This is a genomic window from Streptomyces sp. BV286 (assembly GCF_019090165.1).
GTDB lineage: Bacteria > Actinomycetota > Actinomycetes > Streptomycetales > Streptomycetaceae > Streptomyces.
Genome location: NZ_JAHRIB010000178.1, coordinates 78,263 through 90,508, shown reverse-complemented (window position 1 = coordinate 90,508; position 12,246 = coordinate 78,263). Strand labels below are relative to the sequence as shown.

Genomic DNA, 12,246 nt, shown 5'->3' with positions numbered 1-12,246 from the left:
GCGTGACCGGCGGTGTGACGGTGTCAGGAACCCAGACTCGCCGTAGGCAGCCCGGACGGCAGCTTCCCGCCCTCCGTCTTCGTGTAGGTCTCCTTGCCGAAGCCCTCCCAGGTGACCTTCAGGGTCGTGGAGTCGACGGAGTCGACCATGCCCTCGGCCCGGTCCTTGTTCCCGTCGGAGCACTTCAGCTCGATCATCCGCATGCCGGAGGTCTCACGGGCGGTGCCACTGCACACGGACCCGCTCGTCGAGAACAGCCCGGCCTCGTCGCCGGTGATCACCAGTGCCACGGCCTTGCCGTCCGTGGTGGCCAGCCAACTGCCCTCCAGCTTCCCGGCCTTGGCCGAGCCGTCGCCGGAGCCGCCACCGGTGTCCGCCGACCCGGTCGACGCCGCGCTCGTGCCGGACGACGGGTCCTTGTCACCGTCCCCGCCGCTGTCGCCGCTGCAGCCCGCCGTCAGGGCGAGCGTGGCCGCCAGCGCCGCCACCGAGCCCGCGATCCGCGCCTGCCTGCGCGAGAAGGTCGCCGAAGTCACTGAAGCCCCCAAGGGTCTGGCCGGACGGGTCGCCGGTACCCGCCGGGTACCACCGGTGGCGCCGATGTCACCGGAACGACCGGAGCAAGCTACCAGCCGCTCCTTTCAGCACCGCGGGGACGACCCCGCCGCCGTCGGGCCGCACTACCAGGAGGACTTGCGGACCCCTGGCAGGAACCCCTTGTGCGCCTGGTCCCGCAGGTTCACCCGCGAGAGGCCGAACGTCCGCAGGTAGCCGCGCGGGCGACCGTCCACACTGTCCCGGTTGCGCACACGCGTGGCGCTGGCGTCACGCGGCTGCCGCTCCAACTCCCGCTTGGCAGCGGCCCGTTCGGCATCCGTCGAGGACGGCTTGCGGATGATCTCCTTGAGCTCGGCCCGTCGCCCGGCGTACCGGGCGACGATCTCCTGGCGCCTGTCGTTCTTGGCGATCTTGCTCTTCTTGGCCATCAGACCTTCACCCCACGGGCCCGGATCCGGGCCACGGCGGCCTCGACGCCGAGGACGTCGACCGTCTTGATGCCCTTCGTGCTCAGCTTCAGCCGTACGTACCGCCCCTCGCTCGGCAGCCAGTGGCGCTTGCTCTGGATGTTGGGGTCGAAGCGGCGCGACGTGCGCCGGTGCGAGTGGGAGATGGAGTTGCCGAAGCGGGGCCGGGTCCCGGTCAGCATGCAGTGCGCGGACATGTGAGTGACGTACCTCTCTGTTCTCTCCGTTGTCGATAATGGGATTCGTTTTCATATACTAGCCGCATGGCACGCAACGAACTCCGCCCGGTCATCAAACTCCGGTCCACGGCCGGGACCGGCTACACGTACGTCACCCGCAAGAACCGCCGTAACGACCCCGACCGGATCACCCTGCGCAAGTACGACCCGGTAGCAGGCCGGCACGTCGACTTCCGAGAGGAGCGCTGAGCGTCATGCGCGAGGGAATCCACCCGGCGTACGGGCCCGTCGTCTTCCGGGACCGGGCCGCGAACCACGCCTTCCTGACCAGCTCGACCATGACGAGCGAGAAGACCGTCGAGTGGGAGGACGGCAACACCTACCCGGTCGTCGACGTCGAGATCTCGAACGTGAGCCACCCCTTCTACACGGGCACGGCCCGCGTGATGGACACCGCCGGCCGCGTGGAGCGCTTCGAGCGACGGTTCGGCCGGCGTGACGGCCGGCAGGCCGGCGACCGCGAGCGCGGGCGGGACGCGTCGCGCGACGGCGAAGCGGGCGCCGAGCGGGACGCCGTGAGCGGGGAGCAGTGATGCTGAGCGTCGCCATCGTCGGCGGACTGCACGCCGACGCCCGCAGGCAGGCGGTGGAGCGGCTGCTCGTCGACGTGCCGGGCGCCGTGGCGCTGCACCACGACCTCTCGACCGCCGTACAGGGCACGGTGGTCCGCACGGTCCGCGACCGCACCGGCATCGTGTCGGCCGGTGAGGCACCGCTGGTCAACGACTGCGCGTGCTGCGCCCTGCGCGAGGACCTGGTCCCGGAGCTGGAGCGGCTCGCGGCGGACGGCCTGACCCGCCTCGCGATCGTCGAGCTCTGGGACTCGGTCGAGCCGAAGGCGATGGCCGAGGTGGTCGCGAGCGCCGGTCTCCACCTCACCGGCGTCATCACCGCGGTCGACCCCGCGCTGGTGCTCCCGTACCTCGGCAACGGCGACGACCTCGCCGACGCGGGCCTCGCCGCGGCCGCGACCGACCAGCGCACCGTCGCCGACACCTTCGCCCGGCAGCTGGAGTACGCCCCGGTCCTGGCCCTCGCCGACTCGGAGGAGGCCGACGAAGAGGACCGCGCGCTGCTGGTCCAGCTCCATCCGACAGCCCGCCAGGTACCGATCGGCCCCGTCGCTCTGCCGGACCCGTGGGGCTGGGAGTCCTGGTTCGCGGGCCAGGACTTCACGGGCCGGGACTTCACGGGCCAGGAGTTCGCGGGCCGGGAGGACGAGACCCCGCGCGCCACCGACCCCGGCGCGGCCCTCGGGACCGACCGTCCGGACTTCGAGGGTTCCGGGCGCCCCGGGCCGGCGGGGCAGGACGCCGGAGACGGCCACGCGGGCCCCGAGGGCCGTGATGCTCCCCGCGGCCGTACGGCTCCGGCGGCTCCCGGGCCCGAGGGTTCCGACCCCGCGGCCTCTGAGCCCGCGGGTCCCGAGTCCGTGACCCCCGAGCCCGTGGGTTCCGCGCTCGCGGAACTCGCGCTCGCCGGGTTCGACGTGGAGGCGGCCGCCGCGGCCCAGCATCCGGCGTGTGCGCTGTTGCCGGCCGAGGCGGACGAGTGCGGGGTCTCCACGCTCGTCTGGCACCGGTGCCGGCCGTTCCACCCGGAGCGGCTGTACGCGGCGCTGGAGGACCTGACCTGCGCGGCCGCCCGCAGCCGGGGCCGGTTCTGGCTCGCGGACCGGCCCGACACGCTGCTGCACTGGGACGCGGCCGGCGGCGCCCTGTGCGTGGAGAGCGCCGGGCCGTGGCTGGCCTCCCTGCCCGACGCGGCCTGGGACATGGTTCCGCCGGTGCGCCGGGCAGCCGCCGCGCTCGACTGGCACCCGGAGCACGGCGACTGCTGCCAGCACCTCGTCTTCACCTCGCCGGGCCTGGACCGCGACGGACTCGAACTGCTCCTGGAGTCCTGCCTGTTGACCGACGCGGAGTACGCCGCCGGCCGACCCGCCTGGAAGCGGCTCCCGCCCGCCTTCGACACCCTCCTGGAGGTCTGACCATGCCCCGCAAGCCCGAGCGCAAGCTGTCGCCCCGCCCGAACCCCCTGGACGCGGCGAAGATCACGTACATCGACTACAAGGACACCGACCTCCTGCGGAAGTTCATCTCCGACCGGGGGAAGATCCGCAGCCGCAGGGTCACCCGGGTCTCCGCCCAGCAGCAGCGCCGGCTGGCCCGCGCGATCAAGAACGCCCGCGAGATGGCGCTGCTGCCGTACGCGTCGCGGTAGTCCCGGCGGTTCCACCCGGCCGCAACGGCCCCACAGCCCTGTCCCGTCCGTTCGTCGAACGGACGGGACAGGGCTGTTCTGGAACAGGAACGGCCCTGCGCGCGTCTCTCTCACCGGTGGGGGACGGCAGGGGAACGTTTCGGGCCCCGCCGCCGTCAGAGCTGTAATCAGGAGACCACCCCCCGTGCACGTGCATCTGCCCATGCATCTGCATGTGAAGACAGCTATGATCCGGGGCAGTTGATCGCTGAATCAATGGCAACAGACGCCAATGCACCACCGGGGAGCGACCTGTGGACCACGACGTGTACAACGGCATGGCTGCCACGGAGCTGCACGAGGCGGCCTGGCAGAAGAGCATGCACAGCAACTCGCAGGGATCCTGCGTGGAGTTCGCCCGCCTGCCCGGCGGCGAGGTGGCCGTGCGCAACTCGCGCTTCCCCGACGGCCCGGCCCTCGTCTACACGCGCGCGGAGATCGAGGCCATGCTCCTGGGCATCAAGGACGGCGAGTTCGACCACCTGGTGGCGGGCTGACGGCCGAAGCCGCCCGGAGCGCCCGCGCGCTCGGGGTGTCCGGCCTGGCCCCGGATCGCGTAACGCGCGTAGAACCGAGGCCCGAAAAAGCGCCGCGGCCCCTCAGGCGGAAGGCCCCAGGCGGAACAGCGCCCACACGACCTTGCCGTTGAGCGTGCCGGCCAGCGGGTGCCATCCCCAGCTGTCGGCGAACGAGTCGACGAGGAACAGGCCGCGTCCGGACTCCGCCGAGAAGTCCTCGGAGTCGCCCGCGACCGGACTGTCGTGACTGGGGTCGCGCACCGCGCACACGAGCCGCTCGGTCCACCGCATCAAATGCAGCCGCACGGGCGGGCCCTGGTCGGCCGGGCGCGGGGTGTCCGCGGGCAGCGCGTGCCGCAGCGCGTTGGTGACGAGTTCCGAGACGACCAGACAGACGTCGTCGGAGCGGTTTCCGACGTCCCACTGGTCCAGCGTGCGGCGGGTGAACTGCCGTGCGTCGCGCACCGCTTCGTAACGGGGCGGAAGGGCGCAGGAGGCGGCGTTGGACACGGCCGCGGGGTCCAGTGGCGGAAGCCCCTGCCGTAACGGCTCGAGCATGGTCGATCCATTCGTCCCCATGCGAGGCACTCCCGGGGTTCGCGGTCGTTGCGATGCAGCGGTGGCGCGAGACCATCGTTCCGAATGCGTTCAGCAGATGCAAGGGCAGATGCACGTGCACGCGCCCGAATTGGGCCTTCCCATACCGCTTCTGGGTCATTTTTTCCGCCATCTTCTTGTCGCTTTCTCGGGTCTGGCTTGTCTTCTCCTTGCCGATTCCTGTGCGTCTCACTTGAAAGCTTGCCGTTTCTGTAACCGAACGAGTACTGCTTGAAGTGTTTTAGTGGCAGACTGCGGCCCTTGAGAACGGGTTGGGGAGGCGGACGAACGTGAGCGCGCAGGAGTCGGGATCGGTGGTACGGCGCATGCTGCTCGGCTCTCACCTGAGGCGGCTGCGCGAGTCGCGCGGGATCACCCGGGAGAAGGCCGGTTATTCGATCCGAGCCTCCGAATCGAAGATCAGCCGTATGGAGTTGGGCCGGGTGAGCTTCAAGACGCGGGACGTCGAGGATCTGCTGACGCTCTACGGGATCTCCGACGAGGTGGAGCGCACCTCGCTGCTCTCCCTCGCCAAGGAGGCCAACGTCGCGGGCTGGTGGCACAGTTACTCGGACGTCCTGCCCAGCTGGTTCCCGACGTACGTGGGCCTGGAGGGCGCCGCGTCCCTGATCCGCTCGTACGAAGTCCAGTTCGTGCACGGCCTGTTGCAGACCGAGGCGTACGCGCACGCGGTCGTCGCCCGCGGGATGCGGGGTGCGAGCGCGGCCGACATCGAGCGGCGCGTGGCCCTGCGCCTGGAGCGCCAGAAGTACCTGGTGTCGGAGAGCGCGCCCGAGTTCCACGTCGTGCTGGACGAGGCCGCGCTCCGGCGGCCGTACGGCGACCCGGGCGTGATGCGCGGTCAGCTCCAGCACCTCATCGACATCTCGCAGCGCCCCAACGTACGGCTCCAGGTCATGCCGTTCCGGTTCGGCGGGCACGCGGGCGAGAGCGGGGCCTTCACGGTGCTCAGCTTCCCCGAGTCAGACCTCTCCGACGTCGTGTACCTGGAGCAGCTCACCAGCGCGCTGTACCTGGACAAGCGCGAGGACGTCGCCCAGTACGAGAAGGCGATGAAGGAGCTCCAGCAGGACAGCCCGGGCCCCGACGAGAGCCGCGACCTGCTCAGGGGCCTGCTCCAGCTCTCCTGACGGCGCCCCCGCTTCCCTCTCTGCCGAGGTCGGCCTCAACTCCCTTGCGACACCAGTACGATGACGTGTGATCAGACCGTGAAGATGATCAGGCTGGCTGCCGCGGCAGCAAGGGATTGAGGGATCACATGTCGTCCTACTTCACCGACCTCGCTCAGCAGTACATCGACGGCGAGTGGCGCCCGGGGACCGGTTCCTGGGACATCATCGACTTCAACCCCTACGACGGTGAGAAGCTCGCCTCGATCACGATAGCCACGGTCGACGAGGTGGATCAGGCCTACCGCGCCGCCGCCCGCGCCCAGAAGGAATGGGCCGCGACGAACCCGTACGCGCGTCGTGCCGTGTTCGAGAAGGCCCTGCGGATCATCGAGGAGCGCGAGCAGGAGATCGCCGAGGTGATCATCGCGGAGCTCGGCGGTACGCATCTGAAGGCCGGCTTCGAACTGCACCTCGCCAAGGAGTTCCTGCGCGAGTCGATCAACCTGGCGCTGCGGCCCGAGGGCAAGATCATCCCCTCGCCGGTCGACGGCAAGGAGAACCGCCTCTACCTCGTCCCGGTCGGCGTCGTCGGTGTGATCAGCCCCTTCAACTTCCCGTTCCTGCTGTCGCTGAAGTCCGTCGCGCCCGCCCTGGCTCTGGGCAACGGCGTGGTGCTCAAGCCCCACCAGAACACCCCGATCGTGGGCGGCTCGCTGGTCGGGAAGATCTTCGAGGACGCGGGTCTGCCGGCCGGTCTGCTGAACGTCGTGATCACCGACATCGCGGAGATCGGCGACGCCTTCATCGAGCACCCGGTTCCGAAGGTCATCTCCTTCACCGGCTCCGACAAGGTCGGCCGCCACGTCGCCACGGTGTGCGCCGCGAACTTCAAGCGTTCCGTCCTCGAACTGGGCGGCAACAGCGCGCTGGTGGTCCTGGACGACGCGGACATCGACTACGCCGTGGACGCCGCCGTGTTCAGCCGGTACGTGCACCAGGGCCAGGTCTGCATGGCCGCGAACCGCGTGCTCGTGGACCGCTCGGTCGAGGCGGAGTTCACCGAGAAGTTCGTCGCCAAGGTGAGGACGCTGAAGGTCGGCGACCCGAACGACCCGCAGACGGTCATCGGCCCGCTCATCAACTCCTCCCAGGCGGACGCCGTTTCGGGCGTCGTGGCCCAGGCGATCGCCGAGGGCGCCACCGCCCTCGTGCACGGCGGTGTCAACGAGAACCTCGTCGAGCCGACCGTCCTGACCGGTCTGCCCGCCGACTCCGACATCCTCCGGCAGGAGATCTTCGGCCCCGTGGCGCTCCTCGTCCCGTTCGACGGCGAGGAGGAGGCCGTACGGATCGTCAACGACACCCCCTACGGGCTCAGCGGCGCCGTGCACACCGCCGACGTCGAGCGCGGTGTCTCCTTCGCCAAGCAGATCGACACGGGCATGTTCCACGTGAACGACGGCACCGTGCACGACGAGCCGCTGGTCGAGTTCGGCGGCGAGAAGGCCTCGGGCCTCGGCCGCCTGAACGGCGAGGCGACGGTCGGGGCGTTCACCACCCAGAAGTGGATCTCGGTGCAGCACGGCCGCAGCTTCTTCCCGTTCTGATCCCGGTCCGGATTTCTTCCCCCGTCGCGGGCCCTTGCGGACAGAAGCTGACCGCAAGGGCCCGTAACTTCGTGGGTGTCGAGAAGGAAACGGCACCCACGAAAAGGCGGCTCCCATGGTCATGCACGTGCACGCAGAAGCCCACGGCGACGAGCGCGGCGCGCTGCTCGCCTTTCTCGACGAGCAGCGCGGCGGCATCCGCCGGACCCTGCTCGGGCTGACGGACGAGCAGGCCGCGAGCCGCCCGAGCGCCAGCGAACTCTCCCTCTCCGGGCTGCTCAAGCACGTCGCGGAGACCGAGCAGGGCTGGCTGTCGAGGGCGCAGCAGGTGGCGCCCGACGTCCAGCGCTCCGAGGAGACCTGGGGCGACAGCTTCAGGCTGACCGGCGACGAGACGGTCGAGTCGATGCTCGCCTACTGGGACAAGGTCGCCCGCCGGACCGAGGATTTCATCCGGTCCGTGCCCAGCCTGAACGACACCTTCCCGCTGCCCGACCAGCCCTGGTTCCCGGACGACGAGGCCGTCTCGATGCGCTGGCTGCTGCTGCGCCTGATCGCCGAGATGGCCCGGCACGCCGGCCACGCCGACGTCATCCGCGAGTCCCTCGACGGCAGGACGGCCTTCGAGCTCGTCGCGCAGCAGCAGGGCTGGGGCTGAGCGTCCGCCGGGGCAGGTGCCCGGGACGACGCGGGGCGTCCTACGCTTGACCGCATGTCAGCGATCCGCCTCCTCGTCCTGGGCGCCGTACGCCAGCACGGCCGGGCCCACGGCTACCAAGTGCGCAACGACCTGGAGTACTGGGGCGCGCACGAGTGGTCCAACGCCAAGCCCGGCTCGATCTACCACGCGCTCAAGCAGATGGCGAAGCAGGGCATGCTGATCGCCCACGAGATCGCGCCGTCCACGGCCGGCGGCCCGCCCCGCACGGAGTACGAGATCACGGAGAAGGGCACGGGGGAGTACTTCACCCTCCTGCGCGAGTCCCTCACCTCGTACGACCAGAAGCCGGACATCCTCTCCGCGGCGCTCGGCTTCGTGGTGGACCTGCGCCGCGAGGAGGCGCTCGAACTCCTGGAGGAGCGCGTTCGCGTCATCGAGGAGTGGCGTTCGGCCGTCACCGAGCACTACGTGCCGGAGGACGGCCCCGCTCAGCTCGGTCACATCGGCGAGATCATGAACTTCTGGGTGCACTCCGCCGACAGCGGCGCCGAGTGGACCCGCGGCCTGATCCAGCGCCTCAAGGGCGGCGCGTACACCTTCGCGGGCGAGGGCGAGCCGTTCGTGGGAGTGCTCGCGGAGGGCGAGGACAACCCGTACGCGACGGGGGAGACGCATCCGGAGGATGCCAAGTAATCAAGTTTGACTAAACCGCCGTGTGGGCATACCGTCTCTCGCTGGGTTGGTAGTCAAGTTTGATTACTTGGAGCGAAGGGAGCTCGATGACCGACGCGATCGTCGTCGAGGGCGTACGGAAGCAGTACGGAGACAAACACGCGCTGGACGGGCTCGACCTGCGGGTCGGGCGCGGCACGGTGCACGCGGTGCTCGGCCCCAACGGCGCGGGCAAGACGACCCTGGTCCGGGTCCTGTCCACGCTGCTGCGGCCCGGCGGCGGCCACGTGGAGGTGGCGGGACACGACGTGGTGACCCGCGCGCGCGAGGTGCGCCGCCGCATCGGCCTGCTCGGCCAGCACGCGGCGCTCGACGAGGAGCTCGGCGGGCAGCAGAACCTGGAGATGTTCGGGCGCCTCCACCACCTCGGCACGCGCCGCGCCCGCGTGCGGGCCGGCGAGCTCCTGGAGCGCTTCGGCCTGGCGGACACGGGCCGCAAGGCGGTGAAGCGGTACAGCGGCGGCATGCGCCGCCGCCTGGACCTGGCGGCCTCGCTCATCACCGAACCGGAGGTGCTCTTCCTGGACGAGCCGACGTCGGGCCTCGACCCGCGCGGCCGCGCGGAGGTGTGGGAGGCGGTGCGTTCCCTGGTGGGCGGCGGCACGACGGTACTGCTCACCACCCAGTACCTGGAGGAGGCGGACCAGCTGGCCCACCGGATCTCGCTCGTCGACCACGGGAAGGTCGTCGCGGGCGGCACCGCGGACGAGCTGAAGGCCATGGCGGGCGGCGACCGGATCGACGTCGTGCTGCGGGACGGCGGCCGGCTGGGAGCCGCGGTCGCCCTCCTGCCGCTCGACAAGGAGGAGATCACGGTCGACGTCGACCGGCGTCTGCTGAGCGCCCCGGTGACCGACCGCATGAGGGTGCTCGCCAAAGTCGTACGGGCACTGGAGGAGGCCGGACTGGAGGCGGAGGACGTGGCCCTGCGGAGGCCCACGCTCGACGAGGTGTTCCTGCGCCTCACCGCGGGCGACGACCCGGTGAAGCCTGTGAAGGAGGCCGTGTGACCACGTACGCGCTGAGTGATTCCTGGACCATGACCCGCCGTGAACTCGCCCACTGGGCGCGGCAGCCGGCCCAGGTCCTGGTCGGCCTGGTCTTCCCCGTGATGCTGCTGCTGATGTTCGGCTACCTGATCGGTGGCGGCCGGGGCGTCGACGGCGACTACGTCGACTTCCTGGTGCCCGGCATGCTCGCGCTGACCATGGCCTTCGGCCTCGAAGGCACGATGCTGGCCGTCACCCAGGACCTCAACAAGGGAGTGATCGACCGCTTCCGGTCGATGCCGATGGCCGACGGAGCGGTGCTGGTGGGCCGTTCGGTCGCCGACATGCTCCAGTCGGTACTCGGCCTGCTCGTGCTCGTCGGGGTCGCACTCGCGCTCGGCTGGCGCGTGCACGGGACCTTTGGAGCCTTCCTGGGGGCCATGGGTCTGCTCCTGCTGTTCCGGTTCGCGATGCTGTGGATCGGCATCCTGTTGGCGATGGTGGCCGGAAAACCGGAGATGGTGCAGGCCGTGCAGATCCTGATCTGGCCCGTCGGATTCCTCTCCAATGCCCTCGCGACCCCCGAGTCCATGCCGGGCTGGCTGGGCACGGTCGTCGAGTGGAACCCGATGTCACAGACGGCCACGGCCGTACGGGACCTGCTCGGCGGGGAGGGCGGCGAGGCGGGGCACGTGTGGGCGGCGGTGGCCTGGCCGCTGGCACTCCTGGCCGTGTTCTTCCCGCTGGCGGTACGGAAGTTCTCGGCACTGAGCAAGTAACGGCCCCGGGCCCGCGGGCCGGGAAGCGGGCCGAGCCGGGCTCCTCGTGGGGAGGCCGGCTCGGCCCGGCTGCCCGTGCTCGCGGACGGCCGTGCTCGCGGATGCCCGTGCCCGCGGGCGGCCGCGCTCGGGGACGGAAGGCGGCAGGGGCAGGGGCGGTCGCGGTCCGGGTCAGTGGTGGAAGCCCGTCGCCGCATCCTTGTCCCGTGTCGCCGGGCGCGACTGCCGGCGCAGTTCCGGCAACAGCCGCTCCAGGTCCTCGATGAACAACTGGGCCAGATCGGACGAGAAGCCGTTGCGGCACACCACCCGCAGCACGGACAGGTCCTCACGGTTGGCGGGGAAGGTGTACGCGGGCAGCAGCCAGCCCCGCTCCCGCATGCGCCGGGACACGTCGAAGACGTCGTACGCCGTGACGTCCGGGGCGGTGGTGAAGGCGAACACCGGCAACTGGTCGCCCCGGGTGAGGAGCCGGAAGTCGTCGAGGGCCCCGATCCGTTCGGCGAGCCCCCGGGCGACGTCCCGCGTCGTCTGCTGGACGGCCCGGTAACCCTCGCGGCCGAGGCGCAGGAAGGTGTAGTACTGCGCCACCACCTGGGCTCCGGGGCGGGAGAAGTTGAGCGCGAAGGTCGGCATGTCGCCGCCCAGGTAGTTCACGCGGAAGACCAGCTCCTCCGGCAGCTCGGCGGCCGAGCGCCACAGCGCCCAGCCGACGCCCGGGTAGACCAGCCCGTACTTGTGCCCCGAGGTGTTGATGGAGGAGACGCGCGGCAGCCGGAAGTCCCACACCAGGTCCTCGTCGACGAAGGGGGCGACCATCGCGCCGGACGCGCCGTCCACGTGGACGGGGATGTCCAGGCCCGTGCGCGCCTGCAACGCGTCCAGCGCGGCGCAGAGTTCGGCGATCGGCTCGTACGACCCGTCGAAGGTGGAGCCGAGGACGCCGACGACACCGATGGTGTTCTCGTCGCACAGCTCGGCGGCCGCCTGCGGGTCGAGATGGAAACGGTCGCCCTCCATGGGCACGAGGCGCGGCTCGACCTCCCAGAAGTTGCAGAACTTGTCCCAGCAGACCTGGACGTTGACCCCCATGACGAGGTTCGGGCGGGCTCCCGGATACCGGTCGGCGTTCCGCTTGGCCCAGCGGCGCTTGAGCGCCATGCCCGCGAGCATGCACGCCTCGCTCGACCCCGTCGTCGAGCAGCCCACGGCGGCGGCCGGGTCCGGTGCGTTCCACAGATCGGCGAGCATCGCCACGCACCGCCGCTCCAGCTCGGCCGTGCGCGGATACTCGTCCTTGTCGATCATGTTCTTGTCCCGGCACTCGCTCATCAGCACATCGGCCTGCGGCTCCATCCAGGTGGTGACGAAGGTCGCGAGGTTCAGCCGGGAGTTGCCGTCCAGCATCAGCTCGTCGTGCACGAGCTGATAGGCGGTGGAGGGCGCCAGAGGCCCGTCCGGTAGCCGGTGCTGGGGCGGGGCCTCGGTCATGCCGCCGACCGGATTCGCCTCCCCGTAGAAGGGGTTGACGGTCGCGGGACGCTCGTCGGGCTTCGCGGGGCCTTTGTGGAGCGGCATGATGCCTCCGGTCCTCGGGGTCGGGCCTCCATGGTGAGCCACCACCCCGTCATAAGCGGGTAAAACCGACATGGCGCCTGATGGATTTCCGGCTTGCACCTCACGCGACGTGAGGCCTCAGCCTGA

General features: G+C 70.4%; 15 protein-coding genes and 1 pseudogene. 11 read left to right on the top strand and 5 right to left on the bottom strand.

Annotation, left to right across the window (positions count from 1 at the left end; translation table 11 throughout):
• Nucleotides 1-23 precede the first annotated feature (23 nt).
• The 3 genes from KUF83_RS34295 to rpmB all read right to left on the bottom strand — a co-directional run bounded on the left by KUF83_RS34295 (nt 24) and on the right by rpmB (nt 1,222).
• Entirely contained in the window at nt 24-536 is a 513-nt protein-coding gene (locus KUF83_RS34295) for a hypothetical protein (RefSeq protein ID WP_217458934.1), read from the bottom strand.
• Between the two features lie 144 nt (nt 537-680).
• The gene (gene rpsN, locus KUF83_RS34290; RefSeq protein WP_217458933.1) at nt 681-986 is read right to left on the bottom strand and encodes a 30S ribosomal protein S14; all 306 of its coding nucleotides are present in this window, start codon (nt 984-986) and stop codon (nt 681-683) included.
• Nucleotides 986-1,222, bottom strand: coding sequence for a 50S ribosomal protein L28 (rpmB, locus tag KUF83_RS34285; protein WP_217458932.1), 237 nt, complete (start codon nt 1,220-1,222; stop codon nt 986-988). The genes rpsN and rpmB overlap by 1 nt, the downstream gene beginning before the upstream one ends.
• 66 nt (nt 1,223-1,288) lie before the next feature.
• Here rpmB and rpmG point away from each other — a divergent pair, with 66 nt between their 5' ends.
• From rpmG to KUF83_RS34260, 5 genes and pseudogenes are all read left to right on the top strand, one after another.
• Nucleotides 1,289-1,453, top strand: coding sequence for a 50S ribosomal protein L33 (gene rpmG, locus KUF83_RS34280; RefSeq protein WP_217458931.1), 165 nt, complete (start codon nt 1,289-1,291; stop codon nt 1,451-1,453).
• Nucleotides 1,454-1,458: 5 nt separating this feature from the next.
• Nucleotides 1,459-1,701: pseudogene (locus KUF83_RS34275) on the top strand (type B 50S ribosomal protein L31); the annotation flags it as partial.
• A 95-nt stretch (nt 1,702-1,796) separates the two neighbouring features.
• Entirely contained in the window at nt 1,797-3,254 is a 1,458-nt protein-coding gene (locus tag KUF83_RS34270; RefSeq protein WP_217458929.1) for a GTP-binding protein, read from the top strand.
• 2 nt (nt 3,255-3,256) lie between these two features.
• Entirely contained in the window at nt 3,257-3,487 is a 231-nt protein-coding gene (rpsR, locus tag KUF83_RS34265; protein ID WP_217458928.1) for a 30S ribosomal protein S18, read from the top strand.
• Between the two features lie 293 nt (nt 3,488-3,780).
• Nucleotides 3,781-4,023 carry a DUF397 domain-containing protein gene (locus tag KUF83_RS34260; protein WP_269246827.1) on the top strand — a complete coding sequence of 81 codons (243 nt, stop codon included), beginning with the start codon at nt 3,781-3,783 and terminating at the stop codon, nt 4,021-4,023.
• 102 nt (nt 4,024-4,125) lie between these two features.
• Here KUF83_RS34260 and KUF83_RS34255 read toward each other — a convergent pair whose 3' ends face one another.
• Entirely contained in the window at nt 4,126-4,602 is a 477-nt protein-coding gene (locus tag KUF83_RS34255) for an ATP-binding protein (RefSeq protein ID WP_254644769.1), read from the bottom strand.
• Nucleotides 4,603-4,967: 365 nt separating this feature from the next.
• On the opposite strand from KUF83_RS34255, the gene KUF83_RS34250 reads away from it, so the two are divergent.
• The 6 genes from KUF83_RS34250 (at nt 4,968) to KUF83_RS34225 (ending at nt 10,542) form a co-directional block, all read left to right on the top strand.
• Nucleotides 4,968-5,792: a helix-turn-helix transcriptional regulator gene (locus KUF83_RS34250; RefSeq protein ID WP_217459006.1), complete on the top strand. Its 825-nt coding sequence runs from the start codon at nt 4,968-4,970 to the stop codon at nt 5,790-5,792.
• Between the two features lie 128 nt (nt 5,793-5,920).
• Nucleotides 5,921-7,381, top strand: coding sequence for an aldehyde dehydrogenase family protein (locus KUF83_RS34245; RefSeq protein WP_217458926.1), 1,461 nt, complete (start codon nt 5,921-5,923; stop codon nt 7,379-7,381).
• 115 nt (nt 7,382-7,496) lie between these two features.
• Nucleotides 7,497-8,039, top strand: a complete 543-nt coding sequence (locus KUF83_RS34240; protein ID WP_217458925.1) for a DinB family protein — start codon at nt 7,497-7,499, stop codon at nt 8,037-8,039.
• Nucleotides 8,040-8,093: 54 nt separating this feature from the next.
• Nucleotides 8,094-8,735: a PadR family transcriptional regulator gene (locus KUF83_RS34235; RefSeq protein WP_217458924.1), complete on the top strand. Its 642-nt coding sequence runs from the start codon at nt 8,094-8,096 to the stop codon at nt 8,733-8,735.
• Between the two features lie 86 nt (nt 8,736-8,821).
• On the top strand, nt 8,822-9,784 hold the full coding sequence (locus tag KUF83_RS34230; RefSeq protein WP_217458923.1) for an ATP-binding cassette domain-containing protein: 963 nt from the start codon (nt 8,822-8,824) through the stop codon (nt 9,782-9,784).
• A complete protein-coding gene (locus KUF83_RS34225; protein WP_217458922.1) occupies nt 9,781-10,542 on the top strand; it encodes an ABC transporter permease in 762 nt (253 codons plus the stop codon). The genes KUF83_RS34230 and KUF83_RS34225 overlap by 4 nt, the downstream gene beginning before the upstream one ends.
• 171 nt (nt 10,543-10,713) lie before the next feature.
• Here KUF83_RS34225 and KUF83_RS34220 read toward each other — a convergent pair whose 3' ends face one another.
• A complete protein-coding gene (locus tag KUF83_RS34220; protein WP_217458921.1) occupies nt 10,714-12,120 on the bottom strand; it encodes a glutamate decarboxylase in 1,407 nt (468 codons plus the stop codon).
• Between the last annotated feature and the right edge of the window lie 126 nt (nt 12,121-12,246).

Excerpts from the sequence above, each read along its gene's own strand:
- rpsR (WP_217458928.1), top strand. The coding sequence starts at position 3,257 with ATGCCCCGCAAGCCCGAGCGCAAGCTGTCGCCCCGCCCGAACCCCCTG.
- KUF83_RS34245 (WP_217458926.1), top strand. The coding sequence starts at position 5,921 with ATGTCGTCCTACTTCACCGACCTCGCTCAGCAGTACATCGACGGCGAG.
- KUF83_RS34235 (WP_217458924.1), top strand. The coding sequence starts at position 8,094 with ATGTCAGCGATCCGCCTCCTCGTCCTGGGCGCCGTACGCCAGCACGGC.
- rpsN (WP_217458933.1), bottom strand. The coding sequence starts at position 986 with ATGGCCAAGAAGAGCAAGATCGCCAAGAACGACAGGCGCCAGGAGATC.
- KUF83_RS34240 (WP_217458925.1), top strand. The coding sequence starts at position 7,497 with ATGGTCATGCACGTGCACGCAGAAGCCCACGGCGACGAGCGCGGCGCG.
- KUF83_RS34270 (WP_217458929.1), top strand. The coding sequence starts at position 1,797 with ATGCTGAGCGTCGCCATCGTCGGCGGACTGCACGCCGACGCCCGCAGG.
- rpmG (WP_217458931.1), top strand. The coding sequence starts at position 1,289 with ATGGCACGCAACGAACTCCGCCCGGTCATCAAACTCCGGTCCACGGCC.
- KUF83_RS34250 (WP_217459006.1), top strand. The coding sequence starts at position 4,968 with ATGCTGCTCGGCTCTCACCTGAGGCGGCTGCGCGAGTCGCGCGGGATC.
- rpmB (WP_217458932.1), bottom strand. The coding sequence starts at position 1,222 with ATGTCCGCGCACTGCATGCTGACCGGGACCCGGCCCCGCTTCGGCAAC.
- KUF83_RS34255 (WP_254644769.1), bottom strand. The coding sequence starts at position 4,602 with ATGCTCGAGCCGTTACGGCAGGGGCTTCCGCCACTGGACCCCGCGGCC.
- KUF83_RS34220 (WP_217458921.1), bottom strand. The coding sequence starts at position 12,120 with ATGCCGCTCCACAAAGGCCCCGCGAAGCCCGACGAGCGTCCCGCGACC.
- KUF83_RS34230 (WP_217458923.1), top strand. The coding sequence starts at position 8,822 with ATGACCGACGCGATCGTCGTCGAGGGCGTACGGAAGCAGTACGGAGAC.